At 42.8% G+C, this 24,817-nt stretch carries 26 protein-coding genes; 17 read left to right on the top strand and 9 right to left on the bottom strand.

The window, feature by feature from the left end; translation table 11 throughout:
• Nucleotides 1-160 precede the first annotated feature (160 nt).
• The 8 genes from ACMXYV_RS12725 (at nucleotide 161) to ACMXYV_RS12690 (ending at nucleotide 6,120) form a co-directional block, all read left to right on the top strand.
• Nucleotides 161-949 carry a putative hydro-lyase gene (locus ACMXYV_RS12725; protein ID WP_415888847.1) on the top strand — a complete coding sequence of 263 codons (789 nt, stop codon included), beginning with the start codon at nucleotides 161-163 and terminating at the stop codon, nucleotides 947-949.
• A gap of 39 nt (nucleotides 950-988) precedes the next feature.
• Nucleotides 989-1,723, top strand: a complete 735-nt coding sequence (locus tag ACMXYV_RS12720; protein WP_415888846.1) for a 5-oxoprolinase subunit PxpA — start codon at nucleotides 989-991, stop codon at nucleotides 1,721-1,723.
• On the top strand, nucleotides 1,720-2,397 hold the full coding sequence (gene pxpB, locus ACMXYV_RS12715; RefSeq protein WP_415888845.1) for a 5-oxoprolinase subunit PxpB: 678 nt from the start codon (nucleotides 1,720-1,722) through the stop codon (nucleotides 2,395-2,397). The genes ACMXYV_RS12720 and pxpB overlap by 4 nt, the downstream gene beginning before the upstream one ends.
• Nucleotides 2,394-3,338 carry a biotin-dependent carboxyltransferase family protein gene (locus ACMXYV_RS12710; protein ID WP_415888844.1) on the top strand — a complete coding sequence of 315 codons (945 nt, stop codon included), beginning with the start codon at nucleotides 2,394-2,396 and terminating at the stop codon, nucleotides 3,336-3,338. Before pxpB ends, ACMXYV_RS12710 begins: the two co-directional genes overlap by 4 nt.
• Before the next feature lie 33 nt (nucleotides 3,339-3,371).
• Entirely contained in the window at nucleotides 3,372-4,217 is an 846-nt protein-coding gene (locus ACMXYV_RS12705; protein ID WP_415888843.1) for a DUF4392 domain-containing protein, read from the top strand.
• Nucleotides 4,218-4,233: 16 nt separating this feature from the next.
• Entirely contained in the window at nucleotides 4,234-5,097 is an 864-nt protein-coding gene (locus tag ACMXYV_RS12700) for an aminotransferase class IV (RefSeq protein ID WP_415888842.1), read from the top strand.
• 30 nt (nucleotides 5,098-5,127) lie between these two features.
• Nucleotides 5,128-5,409 carry an HlyU family transcriptional regulator gene (locus ACMXYV_RS12695; RefSeq protein WP_415888841.1) on the top strand — a complete coding sequence of 94 codons (282 nt, stop codon included), beginning with the start codon at nucleotides 5,128-5,130 and terminating at the stop codon, nucleotides 5,407-5,409.
• 84 nt (nucleotides 5,410-5,493) lie between these two features.
• A complete protein-coding gene (locus ACMXYV_RS12690; protein ID WP_415888840.1) occupies nucleotides 5,494-6,120 on the top strand; it encodes a hypothetical protein in 627 nt (208 codons plus the stop codon).
• 82 nt (nucleotides 6,121-6,202) lie between these two features.
• On the opposite strand, the gene ACMXYV_RS12685 is transcribed toward ACMXYV_RS12690, so the two are convergent.
• Nucleotides 6,203-6,853 (bottom strand): putative 2OG-Fe(II) oxygenase, encoded by a 651-nt coding sequence (locus ACMXYV_RS12685; RefSeq protein WP_415888839.1) that lies wholly within the window; start codon nucleotides 6,851-6,853, stop codon nucleotides 6,203-6,205.
• Between the two features lie 208 nt (nucleotides 6,854-7,061).
• Here ACMXYV_RS12685 and ACMXYV_RS12680 point away from each other — a divergent pair, with 208 nt between their 5' ends.
• Nucleotides 7,062-7,874: a formylglycine-generating enzyme family protein gene (locus tag ACMXYV_RS12680; protein WP_415888838.1), complete on the top strand. Its 813-nt coding sequence runs from the start codon at nucleotides 7,062-7,064 to the stop codon at nucleotides 7,872-7,874.
• A gap of 65 nt (nucleotides 7,875-7,939) precedes the next feature.
• On the opposite strand, the gene ACMXYV_RS12675 is transcribed toward ACMXYV_RS12680, so the two are convergent.
• Complete coding sequence (locus ACMXYV_RS12675; protein ID WP_415888837.1) at nucleotides 7,940-8,533, bottom strand: TetR/AcrR family transcriptional regulator; 594 nt, start codon at nucleotides 8,531-8,533, stop codon at nucleotides 7,940-7,942.
• 115 nt (nucleotides 8,534-8,648) lie between these two features.
• Here ACMXYV_RS12675 and ACMXYV_RS12670 point away from each other — a divergent pair, with 115 nt between their 5' ends.
• Nucleotides 8,649-9,605, top strand: a complete 957-nt coding sequence (locus ACMXYV_RS12670) for a hypothetical protein (protein ID WP_415888836.1) — start codon at nucleotides 8,649-8,651, stop codon at nucleotides 9,603-9,605.
• Here the strand turns inward: ACMXYV_RS12670 and ACMXYV_RS12665 are convergent.
• Both ACMXYV_RS12665 and ACMXYV_RS12660 read right to left on the bottom strand, forming a co-directional pair.
• Nucleotides 9,595-10,326, bottom strand: a complete 732-nt coding sequence (locus ACMXYV_RS12665) for a DnaJ domain-containing protein (RefSeq protein ID WP_415888835.1) — start codon at nucleotides 10,324-10,326, stop codon at nucleotides 9,595-9,597. The genes ACMXYV_RS12670 and ACMXYV_RS12665 overlap by 11 nt on opposite strands.
• 50 nt (nucleotides 10,327-10,376) lie before the next feature.
• The gene (locus ACMXYV_RS12660) at nucleotides 10,377-11,078 is read right to left on the bottom strand and encodes a VWA domain-containing protein (RefSeq protein ID WP_415888834.1); all 702 of its coding nucleotides are present in this window, start codon (nucleotides 11,076-11,078) and stop codon (nucleotides 10,377-10,379) included.
• A gap of 171 nt (nucleotides 11,079-11,249) precedes the next feature.
• On the opposite strand from ACMXYV_RS12660, the gene ACMXYV_RS12655 reads away from it, so the two are divergent.
• Nucleotides 11,250-12,989, top strand: a complete 1,740-nt coding sequence (locus ACMXYV_RS12655) for a hypothetical protein (protein WP_415888833.1) — start codon at nucleotides 11,250-11,252, stop codon at nucleotides 12,987-12,989.
• Nucleotides 12,990-13,138: 149 nt separating this feature from the next.
• The gene (locus tag ACMXYV_RS12650; RefSeq protein WP_415888832.1) at nucleotides 13,139-14,053 is read left to right on the top strand and encodes a substrate-binding periplasmic protein; all 915 of its coding nucleotides are present in this window, start codon (nucleotides 13,139-13,141) and stop codon (nucleotides 14,051-14,053) included.
• Between the two features lie 70 nt (nucleotides 14,054-14,123).
• On the opposite strand, the gene ACMXYV_RS12645 is transcribed toward ACMXYV_RS12650, so the two are convergent.
• Together ACMXYV_RS12645 and ACMXYV_RS12640 are read right to left on the bottom strand one after the other, a co-directional pair.
• Complete coding sequence (locus ACMXYV_RS12645) at nucleotides 14,124-15,872, bottom strand: GNAT family N-acyltransferase (protein ID WP_415888831.1); 1,749 nt, start codon at nucleotides 15,870-15,872, stop codon at nucleotides 14,124-14,126.
• Between the two features lie 68 nt (nucleotides 15,873-15,940).
• Complete coding sequence (locus ACMXYV_RS12640) at nucleotides 15,941-16,126, bottom strand: hypothetical protein (RefSeq protein WP_415888830.1); 186 nt, start codon at nucleotides 16,124-16,126, stop codon at nucleotides 15,941-15,943.
• 167 nt (nucleotides 16,127-16,293) lie between these two features.
• Here ACMXYV_RS12640 and dinB point away from each other — a divergent pair, with 167 nt between their 5' ends.
• From dinB to ACMXYV_RS12625, 3 genes are all read left to right on the top strand, one after another.
• Nucleotides 16,294-17,358, top strand: coding sequence for a DNA polymerase IV (gene dinB, locus ACMXYV_RS12635; protein ID WP_415888829.1), 1,065 nt, complete (start codon nucleotides 16,294-16,296; stop codon nucleotides 17,356-17,358).
• Between the two features lie 71 nt (nucleotides 17,359-17,429).
• Nucleotides 17,430-17,996, top strand: coding sequence for a nucleoside deaminase (locus tag ACMXYV_RS12630; RefSeq protein WP_415888828.1), 567 nt, complete (start codon nucleotides 17,430-17,432; stop codon nucleotides 17,994-17,996).
• A gap of 88 nt (nucleotides 17,997-18,084) precedes the next feature.
• Nucleotides 18,085-19,638, top strand: coding sequence for a SulP family inorganic anion transporter (locus ACMXYV_RS12625; protein WP_415888827.1), 1,554 nt, complete (start codon nucleotides 18,085-18,087; stop codon nucleotides 19,636-19,638).
• Between the two features lie 79 nt (nucleotides 19,639-19,717).
• Here ACMXYV_RS12625 and ACMXYV_RS12620 read toward each other — a convergent pair whose 3' ends face one another.
• Nucleotides 19,718-20,056: a HopJ type III effector protein gene (locus ACMXYV_RS12620; RefSeq protein ID WP_415888826.1), complete on the bottom strand. Its 339-nt coding sequence runs from the start codon at nucleotides 20,054-20,056 to the stop codon at nucleotides 19,718-19,720.
• Nucleotides 20,057-20,375: 319 nt separating this feature from the next.
• On the opposite strand from ACMXYV_RS12620, the gene ACMXYV_RS12615 reads away from it, so the two are divergent.
• Nucleotides 20,376-20,639: a hypothetical protein gene (locus ACMXYV_RS12615; protein WP_415888825.1), complete on the top strand. Its 264-nt coding sequence runs from the start codon at nucleotides 20,376-20,378 to the stop codon at nucleotides 20,637-20,639.
• Nucleotides 20,640-20,689: 50 nt separating this feature from the next.
• Here the strand turns inward: ACMXYV_RS12615 and ACMXYV_RS12610 are convergent, their stop codons facing one another.
• The gene (locus ACMXYV_RS12610; protein ID WP_415888824.1) at nucleotides 20,690-20,935 is read right to left on the bottom strand and encodes a TIGR02647 family protein; all 246 of its coding nucleotides are present in this window, start codon (nucleotides 20,933-20,935) and stop codon (nucleotides 20,690-20,692) included.
• 252 nt (nucleotides 20,936-21,187) lie between these two features.
• The gene (metG, locus tag ACMXYV_RS12605; protein ID WP_415888823.1) at nucleotides 21,188-23,233 is read right to left on the bottom strand and encodes a methionine--tRNA ligase; all 2,046 of its coding nucleotides are present in this window, start codon (nucleotides 23,231-23,233) and stop codon (nucleotides 21,188-21,190) included.
• 308 nt (nucleotides 23,234-23,541) lie between these two features.
• Between metG and ACMXYV_RS12600 the strand changes: the two genes are divergently transcribed.
• Nucleotides 23,542-24,780 (top strand): HDOD domain-containing protein, encoded by a 1,239-nt coding sequence (locus ACMXYV_RS12600; protein ID WP_415888822.1) that lies wholly within the window; start codon nucleotides 23,542-23,544, stop codon nucleotides 24,778-24,780.
• The last annotated feature ends 37 nt before the right edge of the window (nucleotides 24,781-24,817 follow it).

Below are 24,817 nucleotides of genomic sequence, written 5' to 3'. Positions count from 1 at the left end.
AAGACCTTTCATTTAGATCAGTAAATTACTTTTAAATCAGCTTAATAGTGACTTTATTTCGACATCGGGTACATACTTAGATACATGGATCAAATGTACCATCCTGATATGACGCTATGACTAAACTTGGTATGTAGCTTTAGCAGAAATAGGATCAATTATGTATTCAGATAAATCACCATTGCAAATACGCCAGATGATTCGTCGAGGAGAGTTCCAAGATAATACCTCCGGAGTGGCGGCGGGGTTTGTACAAGGTAATTTGGTTATTTTGCCTAAAGATTATGCCGGTGATTTTTTACAGTTTTGTCAGTTAAACCCTAAGCCTTGCCCCCTGATTGGTATGTCCGAGAATCCAGGTGAGTTCATGCTGCCGAGCCTAGGGGAAGATCTAAATATCTGTACTGATCTTCCCAAATATCGAGTCTATCGGGATGGTGAGTTAATTGAAGAGCTGCCAGATGTATCTGAATTGTGGCGAGATGATCTGGTTACCTTTGTTCTAGGTTGCTCTTTTTCATTCGAAGAAGCGCTTCTGGCGGATGGTTTGGAGATCCGAAATATCTCTGAAGGGGTTAATGTCCCTATGTATCGCACTAATCTCCCTTGTAAGCCCGCTGGATGTTTTAGTGGCGATACGGTTGTCAGTATGCGGCCAATGACGGCGGCAGATGCGATACGAGCTATTCAGATCTGTAGTCGTTTCCCTTCTGTCCATGGCGCGCCTTTACATTTGGGTGATCCTACAGAGATTGGTATTAAAGATATTTACAACCCTGATTTTGGCGATGCGGTCACAATTAGAGAGGGCGAGCTGCCCGTTTTTTGGGCCTGTGGGGTAACGCCTCAAGTTGTAATAGAACAGGCCACCCCCTCGTTCTGTATTACTCACAGCCCAGGCCATATGATCGTGACAGACCTACCCAATAGCCGCCTTGCCATCTTCTGATCAAGGCGTGATTGAAGGTTTTGATTTAAGGAATACTTAATGAGTTTAAAGCTAAATTGTGATCTAGGTGAGAGCTTCGGTTCATGGGAAATGGGACTGGATGAAGCGGTGATGCCGCATATTGATCAGGCAAACATCGCTTGTGGTTTTCATGCGGGTGATCCGTTGGTTATGCAGAAAACATTGGCGCTCGCAAAACAAAACGACGTCATGATTGGTGCGCACCCGGGGTATCCTGATCTTGTTGGCTTTGGTCGACGTAGTCTAAAAGTGAGCTCTGATGAATTGACATCGATGCTGCTTTATCAGATCTCTGCATTAGATGGAATGGCAGCCAGTGCAGGACTAGAGCTTACTTATGTTAAACCTCATGGTGCTATGTATAACGACATGATGGCGGATACTTCAATTCGACAAGATGTTATGCGTGCTATAGCGGCTTACCACAAACCTTTAAGGTTAATGTTACAAAGTACTCCACAGGTGGAACAGCATCGTGAAGAAGCAAAACAGATAGATATCGAGCTTTGGTTTGAGATATTTGCTGATCGTTGTTATACCGATGATGGCAAACTATTGTCTCGTTCACTACCGGGCGCAGTTCATAGCAAAGAGAAAATGTTGGCTCAAGTACGCCAACTCAAAGAGAGTAGCAGCGTCACAACCGTAAATGGCCATCAACTTAAATTACAGGCTGATACGTTGTGTGTACATGGGGATAATATGGATGGTGTTAATGCAATCCAAGAGATCCGAGAGTTAATCCAGTCATGAGAATAGAAGTAGCAGGGGAGAATGCGCTGATCATCTATTTTGGTGATAAGGCCAGCCCAGAAACCTCTGCCAAAGTGCAAAATGCGGTTTCTGTCTTAGAGATAGAGTTGGCCGATAAGCTTATCGATCTCGTTCCTTCCTATGCTTCTTTGTTAGTGATCTACGATCTGTTTAGCTGTGATCATCTGGAAATAAAAAAACACCTCCGCAAGTTACTCACTCAGCTCGATCAAGCTGAACAACAGGAGGGAGATCTAGTTTCCTTACCCGTTTATTACAGCCCGGAATCGGGCCCTGATCTTGAGATGTTGGCTCAGAATGCGAATTTGGAAGTGGATGAAGTGATCCAGATTCATAGCCAACAAGAGTACCGAGTTTATGCCATAGGTTTTGCCCCTGGGTTTGCTTATTTAGGAGAGGTCAATCCTAGAATCGCTGCGCCGCGTTTATCCACACCCAGACAAAAAGTACCTAAAGGGGCTGTAGCTATTGCGGATCGACAGACAGCCGTGTATCCAGCTGAATCACCAGGTGGTTGGAATTTGATAGGTTTGTGTCCAACTGAAATGTTTACGCGGGATCAAACGCCAAATATGCCGGTTAAGGTTGGGGATAGAGTGACGTTTAAGCCAATTACCCGAGACGAATATCTCGCGTTAGGCGGACAGTTATGAGCCAAATGGGTTTTAAAGTATTACAGCCGGGCCTGCTAACACTTATTCAAGATGCAGGCCGTTTTGGTCATCATCGGATTGGTTTAACGACCGGTGGGCCTCTAGATGCGCAGGCCTTTAAATGGGCTAATCGTTTATTAAGCAATGAGCTAAATAGCTCTCTTCTGGAAGTTAGTGTTGGCGGATTAGTGTTGGAATCCCATGTCGATACCTACATGGTTGTGACTGGAGCAGATATCCCGTTTAAGGTTAATGGATTGGAAAGAGAGTGTTGGCATGCTCAAAAAATCCAACAGGGGGATCGGATCGAGTTAGGTTTCGCAACCAAAGGGGCGAGAGCTTATTTAGCCGTGAGCGGTGGGTTTGAAATAGAGCATAGTTTCTCCAGCAGCGCGACAGTTATGAGAGAAGGTGTCGGCGGTATAGATGGCGGTAAACTGCAAAAAGATGATTTTCTATACTGTACAGAAGTAAACGAGGCTAGAACCTATCGCCTAGCTGAGCATCATCGACCACAATACGATGAATCTACCCGCTTGCGGGTTATCTGCGGTTATCAACAGCATCTTTTTAGCGAACACGATAAGCAGATATTTTTTAGTAGCGAGTATGAAGTTACGGATCGAGCGGATCGCATGGGTTACCGGTTATCAGGCCCTGAAGTTAAAGCGTCGGTAGATGGGATTTTATCGGAAGGGATCTGCCATGGTGCTATACAGATCCCGGCAGACGGGCAACCTATCGTTTTGCTGAATGATCGACAAACCATCGGAGGCTACCCGAAAATTGGTTCTATGCTCTCGTTAGATACCGCAAAAATGGCGCAAATGATGCCAGGTGCCAAAGTCTCGTTTGAGCAGATCACGATTGATGATGCGCACAATATTCAATCACTAACGCAGAAAAAATTTGAACGAACCGAGCCAGATAAAGTGAATTAGCAATCCACAAGTATCAGTTGTATAGGTGCCGTTATGCCAAATGAAGCCACGATAAGTAAGCAAATTGAAGACCTATTGGTTGCTAGAAATTTACGTGGCATGCAAACGATCCAACCGCAGTTGGAATCTGGCTATTACCTGCGTGCAGCTCGAATGCTTAATCGATGCAGAGGGCATGTATTGATTGGAACGGGCTTCCCCGTTGTGGATACTTTTGAAACGGATGGGCCAGTTGGGGCTATCGCGCTGTATAAAGTCTTAGAAGCGATTGGTGCAACACCCGTTATAGTATGCGGTCCACCGGTATCTCAGGCTCTTATGCCTGATTATAGAGTTCATGAAATTCGTGTGGGCGAGCATAAAGAGCGCACATTGGAAGCGTTCCAAGCGTTGTATCAATACAACCCCGAAGCCGTCATCTCTATTGAACGCCCAGGTCAGGCTGAAGATGGTCGCTATTACAATATGCGCGGTGAAAACATCAGCGCTCGTACAGCTTGCTTTGATACCTTTATCCTGAATGCTAAATGCCCAACCATAGGCATAGGTGATGGTGGTAACGAAATAGGTATGGGCAATGTCAAAGATGTGCTTAAAAATCTTGATATAAAGGCATCCGTTACCGAAGTGGATGAGCTACTCATTACAGATGTATCTAATTGGGGAGCCTACGGCATTATTGCTTTTCTAAGTTTTTGGAACCATCGAGATTTCTTTGCCGATATACAGCCCTTGGAAATACTTCGCTATCTTTCTAAATTAGGCAGCGTCGACGGTGTTACAAGAGAAAATGAGTTAACTGAAGATGGTTTGCCGGCATCCGAAGGGCAAAGCGTGATTAATGAATTAAGGCAATTTATTGGTCTGGTAAAAGAATAAGTGGAGGGATATCTCTATGAGCATTGCATACCTTAATGGTGATTTCCTACCGTTGTCAGAAGCACGTATCTCACCTTTAGACCGCGGTTTCCTCTTCGGCGATGGTATCTACGAAGTGATACCTTACTATCAGGGACAATCGGTTGGTTTAGGTTTACATATCCAACGTATGTTAAATGGTTTAGCAGAGATCGAAATTGACTGCTCTCTCTCCGCTGAGCAATGGCGTAATCTACTGAATGATCTGATCGAGAAAAACAGTGATCAAGCCAATAACTTAGGGGTGTACGTTCATGTTTCCCGAGGTACGGACGATAAGCGCTACCATGCATATCCTGAAGGTGTAGAGCCGACCATATTTGCATACACTTTCGCGATCAAAGATCCAGAACCGGTCGATCGAGAAAAAGTAACGCAATACAGTTTGATTAGTACAGAAGATTTAAGGTGGCAACGTTGCCATATTAAATCGACGGCCCTATTAGGAAATGTAATCCATTTTCAACAAGGTTACTCTGCTGGTAGCGATGAAACGCTGTTGTATAACGCAGAACATCAGCTTACTGAAGGCAGTGCGTGTAATGTCTTCATCGTCAAAGATGGTGTCGTACTGACACCTAAGTTAGATAATCAGATCCTACCGGGGATTACTCGCCGGATTATTATTGATAGCTTAAAGGCAGATGGAATGATTCCCGTTGAGGAACGAACTATCTCAATGGAAGAGGTTCGATCTGCAGATGAGCTATGGATTACCAGTTCTTCTAAAGAGATTGCTCCGGTCACACAACTTGATGGGCATTCTGTAGGCAGTGGTAAAGTAGGTGAAATCTGGGAAAAGGCATTCGCCATTTATACCGCCGCAAAATTTTTATATTGATACGTAATCAATTTTTCAAAGGTTATTTAAATGTCTCTGATTAAAAAAATCAGCGAGTTATTCACAGCTAAAAAAACAGAACCAGAATCGACGAGTAGTTTTATCGAGGTGGAATATAACGGCTATATCATCAAACCAATGCCTATATCAGAAGATGCTGGTTATAGGGTCAATGGTTTGATTGAGAAGGGCGAACAGTCTCATCGCTTTATCCGTGCAGATGTTTTGATGGATGAAACTCAAAGCGCGGATGAAATGGTGCGTAAAGCCAAATGTATGATCGATCAGCAGGGTGATACGATTTTTGGATGATTTCTAATTTTATCAGACGAGTAATGGTTAAGATCGCCGCAAGGTAAGAGGGAATTTTCATCATTACATCAGATGGATCTGCAAATGAAAAACATATTTTTAGCTTTGGTTTTAGTTTTTTTAAACCCTATAGAAGGATTCGCTGACGAACTTGAAAAAGTTTGTAATGAGCAGAACTTGAATAAGGCGCCAGATAAAAAATACTACGTTATTATTCATAAACTTTCGGTTTTATTAAATAAGAACTTGGTATCTCATCACCCATTAATAGTCGATGCTGTTGTATTTAATAATCTTGATTATGCGAGTGAAATAGATAAACAAAAGAAGGAGGCTCTGAATTCTGCTCTTTTTTTTGCTTTTGCTTTGGGGAGGGAGGAATGGATAATTAAGTTAATCAATGCTGGTGTTGATATGTATGGGCAAGAAGCTAGTGTTGTACCGTTTCATGGTGCTGCTTATGGTAATTGTCCAGAAGCCTTGGGAATCGCTTTAGATTTTAAAGTGGATTTGTCTCGTAAAGATAGCGGAGGATTAGCTTTTACGGATGTGATTATGTTGAACAAAAGTTCAGATGTACTTATTTATTATATAGATAAGATCGCTACTGAGAATAAAGCTCTTATGGAGCTAGGAAGGGTTGCTGAAAAATATAACCGCTTAGATTGGTTTATTGAAATTAGAGATAAAAAATATTTGGGGGCAGAGTAAGACTTGGTTCCGAGCCGGTGCCATAAATTAGTTTTAAAGTGGTTGGTGGTACGAATTAGGTAATAGGGGTTTAATCTGAACCCTATCGAATCTTTAATGTCGCATTAAATGCCATGGAGCGCCGTTCTCCATCACCAATAAAGGGTTCAGCGCCATGGAGTAACCACCCAGGGAAAAGGTAAAAATCACCCACCTCAGGTTTGACACTTAAGAGTGATTTAGAAAAACGCTGCTTATTACCTTCGATAAAATTCAAATATCCCGCTTTACGACCAGAGATATAGTTTCTTTCCTCTTGGCTAGGGTCTATCTCATCAGGGACTTTGAGGAACAATACACCTGAAATATCACCGGAATGGAAATGCACAGGGCTAGGTGTGTTTTGATATTGGCTGACGATCCAAAAGACTTCATAGATTGCTCTATCTAGCTGACTACCTTCTGCTTCCTTAACATAATCGCTTATTAATCTGCCGACAGTATCGGCAAGTGAAGGCACTCCACCAAAAACAACATCTTCAGAAAGCATAAATTCTGAACTTTCGGTTTTGGAAATATGCTGGTCAGCAAATAGATTTATCTTTTCTATCAGTTCTGAAGGAAGCTTGGTTTTTGCTATTAAAGGGCCGAATGGTGATAACAGCTGCATCGTCTCATTCGAAGGGGCTGAAGTAGAAAGTTTGGGGTCTGCTTCGTACTTGCGTAAGCGTCGCGTTCTTTGTTTCTCTGCCATTCGATCTTTCCCTTATTAATAGACTTGAGTCTATCATAGCGAGTTATGATGTTGATGAGGAATCATATTAATGCTTCCAAAAGTTAGTGCCTCAACATAATTTGCGATCATGATGAAACTATCGTGCTTATTTATGCTCTACCTTTAGAAGGTTAGATACCTTTGTTGCTTGATAAAGATAAGAATGCATATAAGCAGGGGAAAGGGCATGAATAAGAGCGTGTGCTGTATAGCAGTGTTACTAAGTGGTTTTACGTCTGGCGTATTCGCAGAATCCCGTAAAATCCAGATTGATGCTGGTAAGTTTCAGATGGGTTGTTCACAGGGAGATAGTGACTGTGAAAATGATGAAGGAAAGCCCGGAGGCACTGCTGTTCACGTGCCAACTTTTTTGATTGATAGAAATGAAGTAACGGTTGCTGAGTATCAAGCATGTATTGAGGCTGGGAATTGCCAACGACCAAAAGATCATCAACGAAATCAATATTGTAATTTGGGTGCAGAGGGGCGGGGGAATCATCCGATTAACTGTGTAGATTGGCAACAGGCTTTAGATTTCTGTCAAGCTAAAGGTGGCCGTTTACCTTTTGAAGCAGAATGGGAAAAAGCAGCGCGGGCAAATACGCTTACGCGCTATCCGTGGGGCCAAGATGTAAGTTGTAAACAAGCCATTCTTGATGACGGCAAAACGCTGGGATCGGTCCCTAATGAACCTGATGGTTGCGGTGAAGACCGTACTTGGCCAATAGGTAGTCACGCTGAAAACGCTTATGGCTTACACGATATGCATGGTAATGCCGGTGAATGGACGATGAACTGGTATGCTAAAAATGGTCTGGAACGCTATGCAGGCGGAGATCTGTTTGGCCCAGATCAGGGACGTCAACGCGTGGTTCGTGGTGGGTCTTGGGATGAGAATAAAGCTAATTTGCGTAGTTCATTCCGTAATGTGAAACCGCCGGTAAGTGGCAGAAGCGTTTATGGGTCGATCGGTTTTCGTTGTGCATATAACGTGAATTAAGCGAAAAATTATATAAATAAAAAAGCACCGATAAACGGTGCTTTTTATTTAATAGAAGATCATTACTAATGGCACGGGCTATGAAGTGCCTTAAGCATATTTGCAATGACTGCATCATATTTAGACTGATCGGGTCGCTTGCTACTTAAAACTCGCAGCCCCCATATATTTGTCATTAGATATGTTGCAAGATCTTCAGGTGATTGCTGTTTATCTAGCAATCCTTGTTCCTGAGCTTGAGTCAGCGCGTTAGTAAAGTAAGTTTCTACTTGGCTTAGGTAGCCACCCACGCGTTCTCTGATCTCATCATCTTCTGTAGCCAGTTCTAGCATGGTATTAACCATTAGGCAGCCTTTGCCAAGACGGTCATTTGCTAGATCATCACAGAAGCATTTAAAAAATTGTTCGATTCCTTTCAGCGGTGTTTCAGCATCTTCCATCACGCTTGAAACGCGATTTAGACTGCGCGCAGCATAGGTATCTATAACTTCTAAAAACAAACCACGTTTGCTTTGAAATGCACCGTATAGTGATCCCGGTTTTAGTTTGGTCGCATTAACTAGATCGGTTACCGATGTAGCACTGTAACCTGTTCTCCAGAAAACATTCATTGCTTTCTCTAAGACATCCGTACGATCAAACTCTGCTGGCCTAGCCATATTTTGCCCTCCTTGTTCTATTATCTTATTATCATTATTCGATCCGCATCTCGCAATAGTTAATATGATAACCGGTAAATACTTCCCATTTCTTCCATTTTTTGCAGTTTTTTTCGTGGTCACTACGCTAACAGGTTGTCAGAAAAAGCCTGCTGAGTTCAGTACTGAAGAAGGCCCTCTGTTCCGTCGTGGAGTCGTGAACATGACAGACCAAGGACTCAGCTTTAAGCCCTGCTACGTTTATCAACGTGAGCTGATTAATGATTATACCGGGCGATTAGAGCAAAAATTGGATACTTCCATGGAGCCCGCTTTTTATGCAGAGATGAGTGGCTCTCATATAGCACCGGGTGAGCCTTGGGAGGTTTATCAGGTACATCTGATAGGTGGTAATCAATCAACCTGTAATTATGAACTATCAGGTAATGAATATCGTGCTGCAGGTGACCGACCATTATGGATAGCGGATGTTCGTGATGATGGCATACATGTTAAAAGGTTTGATCGTCTGAAAAAACTTATTTTCCCATTGAACGATCCTATTCAGTTTGGCAGCAGCACAGAGTGGGCTAGTGAGTTAAAGGGCATAAAACGTCATAGTCTGACTTTAAAAATGGACCGGTTACGTTGTCAGGACCGTTATGGAATTGAATACGAGTTTACTGCTCAAATGGTGTTGAATGGAACGGTCTTTGAAGGCTGTGCTAGGCAAGGGAAGTTGGATCTCAGAACACTACCTGGCTTATATGGAGTCGAGCTACCCGGATTAAGGTCGCAAGGGCGTTATATTTCTTTAGAGTTATCGAGCGATCAGCAAGCGGTTTTAACTCAAGATTATCGTAATCGTCAGCCATTAATCGTTCAAACGGGCTCTTGGCAGTTGATGAAAAATGGGCGAGTTGTTATTCATTTTGTAGATATTGACGGCCGCGAAGATAATGAAATTCTTGTCTTCGAAAAGGATCAAAAGGGCGGTTTACTGCTAAAGGGATATAGTCCTACGTTTGGGCATTCGGGGTTCCGACTAGAAAGGTCCGGCCCCGAACGCCTTTATCGAAAATTTAATCGTTAATCAGAATGTCTTTGGCCTGGTTGATCTGGGCTGCAAGATAATCACTACCGCCGCGGTCAGGGTGCATCTTCTGCATCAACTTACGATGCGCGGCGATAATTTCTTCCTTAGTGCTATTAGGAGGAATTCCTAAAATGTCGAATGCTTCTTGGCGACTCATTGACCCATTATGAGAGTGGTTGTTAGAACTATCGTTATTCGGGATATCGTCTTCGCGCCAGCTATCGCCAAAACGTTTATCTAAGTAGGTTGTTAATAAACGCGCAGATTCCCCGTCATGTTCACGGCAGTATTGCAGTAATTGCATAAACTCTTGCTCGCTTAAGTCGCCTAGTTCTCTTCCTTGTAGCGGTCCTTGCTTAACTGTGCCATACATCACCCCTGAATCATGATCTAAACGCATAGACAAGATTTGTGTTTCCACTTTAGAAACGTTGCCTGAGCTCGCTTGGCTCTGTCGTTTTTTATACAAGTAATTGAAGAAAGGGAGAAAGCGAATAAATAGAGGAATGAGCCTACGGGCAAAGGGCAATAAGCCTGCTGCCACTGCTGCAATCCAGTGAAGGCGCCCTGTTAACGCCATCAAAAGAATGAATAGAGAGGCAATGACTAAAATAATAGCGATAACTGCTCGTGAGCGTTTTGCCGGTGTAAGTGTCTTAAGCCAAAAGAAAACTAGAAAACCTAAACCGGCTAAAACTACTAAACTAATTGGATTCACATTTTACCTTTACTGATGTCTAACAATTCACAATGACTATGTTGTCTATTTTACCGTAACTGCTCAAGTAGATGTTTTGCTGGGTGGCCTTTATTTTCGATATAGCGTTGAAATGCTGGTTTACCTTGGCTGGCATAGATAGCAACAGCAATCAAAAGTTGCTTTAGCAATTCAGAGCTATGATGATCGAAGTGGTGATAAGCACCTCCTGAAAGATGGGCTATAGCGGTAAATGCTTGCCTTGCACGGCAGTCAGCACCTTCCTGAAATATAAAGACGGGTGTTTTGAGTAACCCAAGTTGACCTGCGAGAGAAGTCAGCTTATCGGTACTTTCCTCCTGACTATCGCCGATATAGATGATCGCTTTGACTTCTTGTTTTCGAGTTTCGTTAATACCTAACTGAAGTACCTTCTGTATTTGAGTATGGCCAGCAGCACAAGAGACTTTCTCCATAATCTGTCTAAGCTGAGCAGGCTGGTTAAGCCATGTACTATGGCGGAATTCTTGATAACCCCGAAAATAGCACAGCATTACAGCTAGATTTCCTATCTCGCTGGTGGCTGAAAACATCTGGTTTTGCAGATGGCAGGCATGATCCCATGTGGCTTGGCGGCTGGCTGTTGCATCTAAGGCAAATAAAATACGCCCCTGAGCATCAGCATTTACGGATACGAGCTCATTGGCAAGCTGAATGAATTCATCTAGTTCTTTTTTAGAGGAGAGTGTTGCCAGGTCCTTACCTTTCTTCATATGTAAGCCAATCTTCTAGTCAAAAATATTTAAACCTAGTACAAAAGCTATCTATATTAGATGCTTGTTCTAATCCTTAGTAAGAATTATTCCTATTTTCTTCTGAGACTAACGACAGTTTGAATCAGTTCAGTTAAGATCTATAAAAATTTATAAAAGGAGTTTTGTAAGGTGCGTAATGTCATTATAGCCGGTGCCGTTGTAGCAGCCGGTGCAGTTGGCTACATCCTAACCCAGCAAGATGGTGGTATTACCGCCACGTCTAAATCTCCATTGGCATATGTGCCTGCCGACACGGTTTTCTTTTCAGGTCAGTTAGAGCCATTCCCGCTTAAAAATTATCTCCAGTCTACTAGCTCACTTCAGGCAAAAGCACCTCAAGAGCTGCTAGATGCATTAGACGATGAAACAGACCCGAAGAAACGTTTTTTCTCCAGTCTAATCAAAGCTTACTTTGAAGCGGCGGGTTCACCTTCTGAGTTTCAAAAAACGTTTGGTCTACCAGATGAGTTGAGAATGTATGTCTACGCAGTGGGCTTCATTCCCGTTATTCGCTATGAAGTAACAGATGCTCAAGGTTTATGGGCTGCGTTAGACAAAGCAGAACAAGACAGTGGTTTTAAACACGAACTGCGTACTTCTGGCGAATTACAGTACCGTGCTTATACGCTAGAAAATAATGAAAAGGGCGAGAAGTTTGAAGTACTTGTAGCCTTCGAAGATGGTTGGGCTACTTGGACCATCAATACTCATGTAAATGATGCTAAAACAATTGATATTGCTTTAGCACAAGTAAAACCTGCTCAGTCACTACAGCAGTCTGGTACTGTCGAGCAGATTGCAACTCAGCATGGCTTTATCAAGAACTATATATCTTACATCGATCATCAGCAGCTAGTGACGGCATTTACTACTGAAAGCGGTAATACTTTGGCAAGTATGCTGACAAAAGCGATGACTGCCGAAGGTGATCCTGATGGTTTGGCTGATGTGCGTAATCCTGAATGTCAGTCTGAAATGGCTGCTATTGCGGCTAATTGGCCACGCACTGTAATTGGTGCACGTAGCGCTGATGATATCCAAATTACACCAGAACGCAGCTTTATGCGTGTTTCGACGGTTGTTGAAAGTAAGAATAAAGTCGTGATGGATGCGTTAGCTTCTCTTCAAGGTTATATCCCGTCATACCTAAATGATGCTCAGGTATTTGGTTTGGGTGTAGGCCTTGATGCCAACAAGCTAGGTACTGGTTTGTCTTCTATTTGGAGCAACATGCTAGAACCTGCCTACAAATGTGCACCATTAGCTGAGATGCAAGCGGGTGTGCAGCAGGCTAACCCAGCAGCTTTAGCGATGTTTACGGGTATGGCTCAAGGTGTCAAAGGAATCGGTGCTGCTATTCAGGACTTCAGCTTGAAGACTGAAGGTTTTGCTCCTCAGCTTGAATCTTTGCAAGGGATTGTTTCTTTGTCTGCTGACAATCCAAAAGTACTGTTTGATATGGCGAAGTCTTTTGCTCCGCCTCTAGCGGCTATCCAGTTACCAGAAGATGGTTCTGCTATTGATCTGTCGACTATGGTCCCAATGCCTCCTGAAGTAAACGTTAAGCCTATGTTAGCGCTTAAAGGTCAGCACTTGGTTATCTTCGCAGGTGAAAGCGGTCAGGCTTTGGCGGATACGTTGGGTTCAGAGCAGGTCTCGGGTAATGGTTTGTTGAACTTCTCAATGGATTACAAAAAGATGCTTACGCCGCTTCTACCCGTTATGGAAATGGCTGCTGACCCAGAACTAACTGAGCAGATGGAAACGCTTAAAAATATGGATATGAAAGTTAAATTGGCGTTGAACCTTCAGTCTCAGGGTATTGAATTGAATACTGAAATGGATATTAAAGCGCCAACTCAAAAGTAAGTTTAAACCTTTAGCTTTTATCTAACTAAAAGCCGCTTAGTAGTTGCTACTAAGCGGCTTTTTTTATTTATCCAGCTAGACTTAGTTTTAAACCATTAAAGTGAAACCTTTGGATTTTACTGAGTAGATTTTATAGAGAGTTATGTAGGATGCGAGTATCTCTACAAAAGTTATTAAGTCAGATTTTAATTATCACTGCGGTATCCATTGGAAATCTACATGACTCCGTAAGCTTAGCGTCCACGGAGTTACGCACAATCCCACCTCAATCCGACTATGATGTCAGCCACAACTATTTTGTCACCTTGTTGCAAATGATGTTGGATAACACCTCTTCTGAGTACGGCCAAAGCAAGGTGGCACATGTAGTGAGAATGGAGCAAGGCAGAGCTTTTTATGAATTGAAAAGGGGAGAAATCATAGATGTATATTGGGCGGGGACCTCCATTGATAGAGAAGAAGAATTTACAGCGATTCGAATTCCTCTTTTGAAGGGATTGTTAGGTTATCGACTTAGTATCATTCGAGAAGATTTCAAATCTAACTTCCAAAAAATAAGAAACCTAGAGGATTTGAGAAAGTATACCGCTTGCCAAGGAAGACATTGGCCTGATTCAGATATATTGGAAAGTGCGGGTATTGATGTAAGAAGAGGGCCGATATATGAACTTATGTTTGGCCAGCTAGCAGCCGGACGATGTGATTTTTTTCCTCGAGGAATTCATGAGGGCGGTCCTGAGTTAACGGCTCGTCGTGAAAAACATCCTAATTTACGCTTATTTACCAGCACGATTATTTATTATCCGTTTCCAATGTATTTCTTTGTTCAAAAAGGAAACATCGAGTTAGCTAAACGATTAGAGCTAGGGCTGGAAAGGTCGATAGATTCGGGAGAGTTTGACCAACTGCTTAAGAAGCATCCCATCACGTCCAAGTTATTTCCTTTAAGTCAGTGGGGCGAAAAAAATATTATTGCGATCAGTAACCCCTTGCTCCCCAGGGATACGCCTATCGCTAATAGTAGATATTGGACGAGACCTGATGACCTCAAGGTCAAACCGTAAGGGTAATTAATGAGGCTAATTCTGGTTAACGTACTTAAATGAACAGGTGCGTTAACCAAAATTTGACAGATTATTCACCAATATAGCGTTTATGTTTCTTTTCTTTAACGTAGCTTATATCGACTAAAACTAAACCGTCGATACAGTAGTTAAAGTCTGGGTCCACACCAAAATCGAGAAAACAAACGCCGCCTTCAGTGCATAGCTCGCTATATTGTTTATACAAAGTTGGGACGTTTACGCCCATAAACTCTAATTGCTCTTTCAATATGCTGAAGTCGCTTTTGTAGTTATTGCCGTCGAAAAGGCTTCTCATGTGTTCTTCGGTTACCTCGTCGATACCGTAAGGTGAAACGGAACTAGCAAGGTTTTCATTATCTTCGAAGTAATGACGATAAAACCAAACCAACATATCTTTAGCAGCCTTAGGGTAATTATTGCTTAGGCTGACTGGACCAAACATATAGCGAATTTCTGGGTGTTTGCGAAGGTAAGCACCAATCCCGTACCAGAGATAATCTAAGCTACGTTTGCCCCAATATTTTGGCTGTACAAAACTACGACCGAGTTCGATCCCTTGTGAGAAATAGGGCTGCATCTCATCGTTATATTGGAAAAGGTCGCTGCTGTAGAGCTTCTTTTCAGGGTGGTCTTTTAGCTTAGCTGCTTCTGCCAATCGATAAGCCCCAACAATTTCCAACTCTTCTTCATCCCAGAGGATTATGTGGCGGTAGTACTGATCATAGTGATCGAGATCTTTTTTTGCGCCTGTGCCTTCTCCAACGCAGCGGAAGGCTATCTCTCTTAAACGACCAAGTTCATGCATCACTGCAGAATCTTTAATAAAGTCGAATAAGTAGATTTTTTTTCCATCAGAAGTTTCACCGAGTAATTCAGCATCGCGCAGTTCTTGTTTAATGCTTTGGCGATCTTGAGGGTGTGCGATGGTTTTTTCTGTAATAAAAAGCGGTTTCTTATTTTTTGCGATCCTGTAGAGGTGCTTTTTAAGCAGCTTAGTTTTTTCTGCTGTGGATACTGGAACGGCATCGATTTGACTATATGGAATCGCTTCGCCAACTTTTATCTGGATCGTCACTGAGTATTGCTTGAACATCTCTCGAGCCAGCATGATGGTAGAGAAGTTCTTATTCAGGTAAGAGACACTATAGAAAAGCGGTGAGTTCTTACCACCAATGAACACCGGCAAGATTGGAGCATTGGCTTTGCGAGCAATACGCAGAAAGCCACTGTTCCACTTATCGTCTTTTATACCTGTAATCCCTGCACGTGAAACTTCACCGGCAGGGAAGACGATGACAGCTTGTTCTTGTCGCAGAGCATCAACAATACCCTCGATGTTTTTCTTACGTGTATTCCCGTTTAAGTTATCAACAGGCAAGAATAGATTGCTGATAGGATCAAAGTTCATCAGCACATCGTTAGCGACAATTTTTACATCTCGACGAACTTCCCCAACCAGTTTTAGTAGTGATAAACCATCAAGTGCACCAAGTGGGTGATTTGCAATGATTACTACCCTTCCTGACGAGGGAATGTTGGCCCGATCATGATTGCTGATGCTGTAACCAAAGTTAAAGTAATCTAAGACGCGATCAATAAATTCAAAACCATGGGCATCTTTGTTTTTGGCTAAGAAGGTATTGATCTCTTTTTCATGAACCAACTTGCGCAGCATATGTAGTGCTGAACGCTTAAAAGGTGTTGGTTTAGCGTCAAAAGCAGGAAATTTATTAATGACTGCTTGTTCTACGTTTAGAACAGGCGTCTCTGGCTGGGAAATATTTTCACGTATGTTCATAACGTAAAAATATAGGGTGGGAGTATGACTAACCTTTGACGATAGCTTTACGGTTTTATGACAGGGTGTTAGTTGCCCTCAGTGTCATTTTCTTTCATTGCTTTGGTCCAAAGGTCACCATCTTCTTGTCTGCGTCCAGAGTTTTGTCGGCGATTAGGATTGTCGGGTTCAAACCTGACTTCAGCGCGTCGGTCCTTGAGTTCTCGTCTGTCTTTCCCTGAACGGGTGTTAGAACCATGAGGATCGTTATTCATGGAAATTCTCGGATTTGGTTGAAGGAGGAATTCTGGGTAGTTGAATAGAGGAAGAGAGAGAGCTACCCAGAATCCCTAAAGCCTTTACCCTTCAGCTTAGCAAAGAATTTTGATTTTTCGATGAAATGAAAATATTATAACTGTATAAATAAACAGTATTTGTTTTTATGCAACGAAAAATCATTCATTGTGACTGTGATTGCTTTTTTGCTGCGGTTGAGATGAGAGATAACCCGGCACTGAAGCAAATACCTATGGCGATTGGTGGCGATCCTTCGCGTCGAGGGGTCATTGCAACCTGTAATTACCCAGCTCGTGAGTATGGGGTACGCTCGGCTATGGCGACCGCTCAGGCACTTAAATTGTGCCCTGATCTCACCGTCTTACATGGCAATATGGATAAATACCGCGAAGCTTCTCGACAGATTATGAGTATCTTTCGAGACTATACCGATATCATTGAACCGTTATCTCTTGATGAGGCTTTCTTGGACGTCACTGGTACAGATCTGTGTCAGGGAAGTGCAACTTATATTGCTGAAGAGATCCGCCAGAGAGTCAAAGAAACGGTTGGCATTACTATCTCTGCAGGTGTTGCCCCGAATAAATTTATTGCCAAAATTGCCAGTGATTGGAATAAACCTGATGGTTTATATGTCGTCCAACCTGCTCAAATCACCGCATTTCTAGACGAATTATCGGTAGATAAGATTTCTGGCGTGGGTAAGAAAACCGCGGAAAAACTCGATTCGATGGGTATATCGACTTGTTTAGATCTTCGAAAACGTTCTTTAGCGGAGTTGGTCGAGCGTTTTGGCAAGTTTGGTAAGCGTTTGTTTGAGCTTGCTCGAGGCATTGACGATAGGCCTGTACAGACCAGCCGGATTAGAAAATCGATCAGTGTTGAACATACTTATGCAAATGATTTGGGTGATGTTGAGGCTTGTCTAGATAAATTGCCTACCTTATTAGAGGAGTTAGCAGAAAGGTTTGAAAAGCACGGCAAGGATAAACAAATTACAGGCGTAATCGTTAAAGTTAAATTTTTTGATTTCATCCAAACTACGGCGGAACATGCAGTAGCCATTCCAGAACTAGCTCATTTTCGCCAACTGTTAATTGATGCATTTAGTCGAGGAGGAAGGCCCGTGCGATTACTCGGTGTAGGTTATAAATTAAAACCTTTGCTGGATCAGCAACCTAAGCAATTAAATCTACTCGACCTTGCTTAATTAGACCTTTTCCTTTGATTTAATCCATACTAGGTAACATAACTCAGCAAATGGACATGCCTAGGGGCGATATGTCTGATACTGCAGTAAATATCGATAATTTAAGGGTCCGTTTAGCCACTTATAGCCATGAATACACATGTGGTATTGAAGGTTGGGCGTTGCGTTGTTGCCAATTGGCGATGGATGCTGCTGAAAATGGAAACTATGGTGTTGGCGCTCTATTGATTAGCCGAGAAGCTGATGTCTTAGCGGAAGCGGGTAATCAGGTTTTCTCTACAGGTTTTAATTCTTCTGCCCATGCTGAGATGGGCGTTATCGATGAGTTTGAACGCGTATATCCAAATTATTCAGCTAGATCTGGCCTAATGTTACTAACATCCTTAGAACCTTGCCCTATGTGCTGTACCCGAATACTCGCTGCGGGCATTGGTCGAGTAAGGTATCTGGCCACAGACAAAGATGGCGGCATGATGTCGCATTGCGATAAATTGCCTAATGCATGGAAAAACCTGTCTGAATTAATTGATATTCAAGAGGTTAAAGATCTTCCAGAACTTTCAAAATTAGCTTCAGATATTGCATCTGCGAACATTTCTTTACTGCGAAAAAAACTATTAGGGATTATTCGTCCCTGATTCCTGAAATTAGCCATTCCTTTTGCTATACTCGCGCGCTTTTACACGGTCTGGTCAAAAAAGAACCAGTGTCTATCCGAGGTGATAAATGATCCAATTGCTTGTGTCTAAGACACAATCGCTAAAAAGCGACCTACTTTCAGGTTTGACAGTGGCTTTGGCACTGGTTCCTGAGGCTGTAGCTTTTGCGTTTGTTGCTGGTGTTGAGCCATTAGTCGGCTTATATGCAGCGTTTATGGTCGGACTGATTACTGCCACTATTGGTGGTCGACCAGGTATGATTTCTGGTGCTACTGGCGCATTGGCGGTGGTAATGGTTTACCTTGTGGCGGATCACGGGGTTGAATATCTCTTTGCTGCAGTCGTGCTGATGGGAATATTCCAGATTATTGCCGGGGTATTCCGTTTGGGTAAGTTTATTCGCTTGGTACCTTATCCGGTAATGCTCGGGTTTGTTAACGGTTTGGCTATCGTTATCTTCAAAGCCCAGATTGAACAGTTCCAGTTCAAGGATGCAGAAGGTAACATGCATTGGCTGCCGGATGAGCAAATAATGCTTATGCTGGGGTTAATTGCCTTAACAATGGCAATTATTCACTTCCTGCCCAAAATTACCCGGGCAATTCCTGCATCTCTGGTAGCGATTGTGACTGTAACCCTATTGGTTATAGGCTTAGATCTGGATGCTCGTACAGTACAAGATGTACTTGCGGATATGACGGGTAACCCAGATGCAACTATGGCGGGCGGCTTCCCTGAGTTCCATATTCCAATGGTTCCTTTCAATATAGAAACCCTTAAGATTATTATTCCTTATGCGTTGGTTTTTGCGGCAATAGGTCTTATTGAATCACTTTTGACTCTGACATTGATTGATGAGGTGACTGAAACTCGTGGCCGTGGTAACAAAGAATGTATTGGCCAAGGTGTTGCCAATGTTGCAACAGGCTTTTTTGGAGGTATGGGTGGTTGTGCGATGATTGGTCAAAGTATGATCAATATAAACTCGGGTGGCTGGGGCCGCGCTTCGGGTATTTCTGCGGCGCTATTCCTTCTAGCTTTTATTTTGGTTGGCTCAAACTTGATCGAAATGATTCCGGTTGCGGCGCTTATCGGCGTTATGTTTATCGTTGTGATTGGCACCTTTGAGTGGGCTAGCTTACGTTTGTGGGGCAAAATTCCTCGCTCTGATCTTATTGTAATTATTGCTGTGACGGGTGTAACTGTTGCGGTAGATTTGGCGACTGCAGTTGTTGTGGGCGTGATTATTTCTGCGCTAGAATTTGCTTGGAAACATGCAAGTAACATGGCATTTGAAGTACGTGAAGAGTACGACACGAAGGTTTATCTGCCTAACGGTCCTCTTTTCTTTGCTTCTATTCAGGCTTTCCGTGATCAATTTAATCCCAAGATGGATCCACCTGAGGTGATCGTCGATTTTGCGAATTGTCGAGTTATAGATCATTCAGGTATCGAAGCTATTGACTCTTTGGCTGAACGTTATGAAAAAGCGGGTAAAGAGCTGCATTTACGTCACTTAAGCCCAGAGTGTCGTGCTTTACTGAAAAAAGCAGATAGCTTAGTTGAGGTGAATGTGATTGAAGATCCTAAATACAAGGTCGCTGACGATAGTCTTGCTTAAACCTGTATCTTAGTTTTATGTGATCTACAAAAAAGCCGGTATTCATTGAATACCGGCTTTTACTTTTATAGCTTTGTACTTATTTAGCAGTTAAAGCACTACCATCAAAGCTAATACCTTGCCAGCCTGTTTGCATAAAGTTACGGATGTTACCGTGATCATCGCCTTCAGGTGTATTTAATACATCTTGGTAGAAACGGCCGAAGCAGCGAAGGGTGTTTTCTTGATCTAAGCTGTTTAGCTGCGCGAAAGCGAAAATTTTACAGCTACCTTCGTTTTGTCCTACTTCGTTACGAACGTCACCGTTAGTGAAAGCTGTAGGGGTAAACTCATAGTTATCAGCGATCACTTGAATAGTATCTTCAAAATCTAGTTGCTTGTTATTTCCCAGTTGCTGCAGAAATTCATTCAGGGTCATATCTATGCCTTTAATTCAGGTGTTGTCTGCTGGTGGATATTAGAGTGCTGCTTAATTTTTGCAATAGTTTGATCTTAATCAGCTCGGATGGATCTTTATATGTTCAAATGGAATGCTCTGGATAATTTAACTTACACTCAAAATAGAGAAAACGGTTTCGGAATGGGTTTGTATAGAGAGTGAACTTACTAAGGAACCTGTGAATAAGTCCTATACGACTTTGCTATCCCCTTCGGGGCAGGCTTACAGAGCAATTGAAGCACGAGGCAATGGTTACAGGCATGCAGGTTCTCTAACCTAAATAAGGGATGAGGGTGTTATGTTAACTTACAAAGAATGTTTAGAGATGAGCGGTCTAACTGCAGACGAAGTTAATGCAATTGCTGAACATGAACATGTTGATCCGATCATTGCGATGGCGATGGGAAATTATCTAGTCGAGCATCAAGGTGAGCAGAGAATTAAGCGGATCATCTTAGATGATATTACTAAAGCAGAAAGGCAGGGTGATGAGGAACATGCAGCTGTTCTACGTAGAGTAATGGAACACTTTATGGCGACCCACCCAGATGCTGGTCTGTGAGCTCTTTGCTCAAAAAAATAAAGGGCCGAGAGGCCCTTTATTTATGTCAGCTATAAGCGACTTTCAGTCAGCAGTATGGTCAATAGTGTTTGGCTGTTTTCAGCTGCGTCGTGCCCTAATGGCGTTAAATATCCGCCGTCGTTTTGCGTGACTAAACCTTTATCAAATAGGCGCTGTGTGGCTGAGATAATCTCTGGTTTAGCGGAGGAATGAACTTTAATACCTTCTTGCGTTGTATCGAGGTTAAACATATTTAATACGTTCAATTCTTGCATGATCTCTTCGTTATACGGCATATCTGCTCCTGAAAAAAATCGGCGGTATTTAAGGTGTGTTAGCCAAGTATCGGTGTTTAGCAAAAGACCTTATCCAACAGCATAGACCTTCTTGCTTTGAAATATAACCCATTAATTTCTATGAGAAAGAAATTGTGTTGTTCGGAGGTTTTTGATAATTGATCCGGCTAGAAGAGGGGGAATTATAAAGGGCGTGAATGAGTGCTTAGAACTGGAATGAAAAAAGGGGCAGAAAATCTGCCCCTTAATGTATTACTTAATGCGCATACCTGGTTGTGCGCCTTCGTCAGGGTTGAGGATCCATAGATCTTCACCACCTGGGCCTGCTGCTAGAACCATGCCTTCGGAAACACCGAATTTCATCTTTCTAGGAGCTAGGTTGGCTACCATTACAGTTAGTTTGCCTTCTAGATCTTCAGGAGCATACGCTGATTTAATGCCAGCAAAGACATTACGTGTTTCACCGCCTAGATCTAGTGTGAGCTGTAGAAGCTTGTTCGCACCTTTTACATGTTCCGCTTTGGCAATGCGTACAACACGCAGATCGACTTTAGCAAAGTCTGGGAACTCAATCGTATCGGCAATTGGCTCTTCAGCTAGCGGGCCGGCTTCAGCTTTTTCGCTTTGCTCTGTCGCTGCGGCCAGTGCGGCCAAGACTTCTTTAGTCTCTTCGATAATTGCGTTAACTTTCTCTTCTTCAACACGCTGCATCAACGGTTTGAACTTGTTGATCTTGTGACTAAGCAGAGGTGCTTCGATAGCATCCCACGCCATGTTTTCAACATTTAGGAAAGCTTGAGCTTCTTCAGCTACTTGCGGAAGTACTGGTGCTAAGTAAGTTAGAATGACACGGAATAGGTTGATGCCCATAGAGCAGCAATCTTGAACGGCTTGTTCTTGGCCTTCTTGTTTAGCAAGTACCCAAGGCTCTGCGTTATCGATGTATTGGTTAGCTTTATCCGCAAGCGCCATAATTTCACGCATCGCTTTACCGAATTCGCGGTTTTCGTATGCGTTAGCGATACTTTCACCTGCAGCGACAGCTTCTTGGTATAGCGCTGGTTCAGATAGCGCTGGTGCCATTTCACCATCAAATTTCTTCTTAATAAAGCCAGCACAGCGAGAAGCGATGTTGATAACTTTGTTGACCAAGTCCGCGTTTACACGCATACGGAAGTCTTCAAGGTTAAGATCGATATCATCGATGCCGGAGCTCAACTTAGCTGAAAAATAGTAACGTAGGTATTCAGGGCGAAGATGTTTCAGGTATGTCTCAGCCATGATGAATGTGCCGCGAGACTTGGACATCTTTTGACCGTCAACTGTCAAAAAACCGTGACAGAATACGCCTGTTGGCTTGCGGAAACCGGCACCTTCTAGCATTGCCGGCCAGAATAGGGTGTGGAAGTAAGCGATATCTTTACCGATAAAGTGATAAAGCTCAGTTTCTGAAGACTCAGACCAGTACTCATCAAAGTCGACACCGTTCTTATCACACCAGTTTTTAAAGCTGGCCATGTAACCGATAGGTGCATCAAGCCATACGTAGAAGTATTTGCCCGGAGCATCTGGAATTTCGAAACCCCAATAAGGTGCATCACGGGAGATATCCCAATTTTGCAGGCCCGATTCAAACCACTCATTCAGTTTATGAATCATCTGTTCCTGAACGTGGTTGTCTACCCAATTACGTAGGAAGGATTCAAAATCGCCTAGCTTGAAGAAGTAATGCTCCGACTCTTTTTCGATTGGCTTTGCGCCAGAAACTGCGGAATAAGCATTTTTTAATTCAACAGGGCTGTACGTAGCGCCGCACTTTTCACAGGAATCGCCGTACTGATCTGGTTCGCCACACTTAGGACAATCGCCTTTAACAAAGCGATCAGGAAGGAACATCTCTTTCTCTGGATCATAGGCTTGAGTGATGGTCTTTTTAGCAATATGACCACCATCACGCAAAGCTGTGTATATCTTCGATGAGAAGTGCTGGTTTTCAGGTGAATGGGTAGAGTGATAGTTATCAAAACCAACCATAAAGCCAGAGAAGTCACGCTGGTGTTCTTCGCTTACTTTATCGATTAATTCTTGCGGTGAAATACCCATCTGATCAGCTTTAAGCATGATTGGCGTACCGTGAGCATCATCAGCACAAACATATGTACATTGATGACCACGTTGCTTCTGAAAGCGAACCCAGATATCAGTCTGGATGTATTCCACCAAATGGCCAAGGTGAATAGGGCCATTGGCATAAGGAAGTGCGCTGGTTACAAGAATTTTGCGTTTGCTGTCAGTCATGATCTGCCTGAAAACCTAAAATCATTAAAAAATAGACCGCAGATTCTACGCGTTTTGGCTGATTTTATGAACAGTTAAAAACTTGCTATTGGGTGAAGATGAATTATTTATTTGCAAGTGAATTTTGAAGAGTAACTATCGGCACTGTACTTGCGAAAAATTAATAGATAATGAGCAAATTAAGTTTTTATTTGAATAGTTTTAATACAGTTGTTTCATTTCTGGACAATGGGTAAATACCAAACTAGACCTAGAGTGGTAGAAAGTACACCAGTCACGGATGACCACTAAGTTCAGAAGGTATTGATATGGATGCGCGAGTAACTAACACTGCAGTTGATAACCAAGCAGTTTTCTGTGAATTGTGCCCAGAAAGTTTAAAATTAGGAACTGCAGTTGCTGATATTGCCGATTGGGATACGATCTCGGTAGAAAGTGTCGATCAACTGCTGCCGGCACTGGAGCATACAGCTGCAAATATTTTAGTTTTTCCCTTGGGTAATAATCCTTCCCAAGGTCTAGATGTGTTACAAACGGTTGTGGATAAACACCCCGGAATTATCCGTGTTGTTATCTCTGGCCCGCTCACCCCTATGCAAGCAGCAAGAGCATCAGAGCTTGCACATCACGCATTGCCGATTAATTGTGATCCTCAAGATCTTGTGGATGACATACACAATAGTTTGCATGTAACGGGTTTGATACATAAGCCCGTAGTTAGAGATTATATTACCTCCTTAAAAGCACTTCCTGTACTGCCTGATGTTTATGAACAGTTAAATAATTGTTTGAATTCCGATCGCTCAAACGCACGAGAAATAGCCAAAATTATTGAACAAGATCCTGTGATGGCTGCAAAAATAATGCAGTTGGTTAATTCAGCATATTTTGGTCTAAGTCGAGAGATTAATCGCATTCATGAAGCTGTTACCATTCTGGGTGTCAGAATGATTAGAGACTTAGTACTGACGTCTCATCTTTTTGAGTCTTATCCACAAACGGATGATTGGAAAAGCTTCTCTTTTAAACAGATTCATCAGCGCTCAATGGCTGTGGCTCGAGCGGCACAACATATCGCTAGGGCAGCTAAAGCAGATCGTCATGTACAAGCGCAAGCTTTTCTTGCTGGGTTGTTGCATGATTTTGGTATTTTGGTGTTGGCTAGCCATAACCCTAGTGAATATCACCGTGTAATAAGTAAAGCTGCGCTAATGGAGCAACCAGTTTATGCCATTGAAAAGTTAGAGTTGGGAGTGACTCATGCCGAAGCAGGTGCTTACCTTCTCGCGCTATGGAATCTTCCACCCCGGGTCATAGAAGCCGTTCTCTTCCATCATTTTCCTAAAGCTAATTCAGCGGCTGGATTTACGCCTTTAACTGCAGTGCATGTAGCGGATGCTCTGTTACCAGCGGCTACCAGTGTTGTTGGTTGCGATATGTCGAGCCGTTTGAGTATGAGTTATATCGAAGACATTGGTATGGAGCCAGAGTTGGCTCGCTGGCAGATCATCACAGCGGAGTACCAAGCTCAGGTAGGATTTGTGTAGTTTTATTTAAACCATACAAAAAGTAGGAAAATTGTCC

The organism is Neptuniibacter sp. SY11_33, from assembly GCF_047778025.1.
GTDB lineage: Bacteria > Pseudomonadota > Gammaproteobacteria > Pseudomonadales > Balneatricaceae > Neptuniibacter.
Note: the sequence above shows the minus strand (reverse complement) of the source record. Positions and strands in the feature narration are given on the sequence as shown.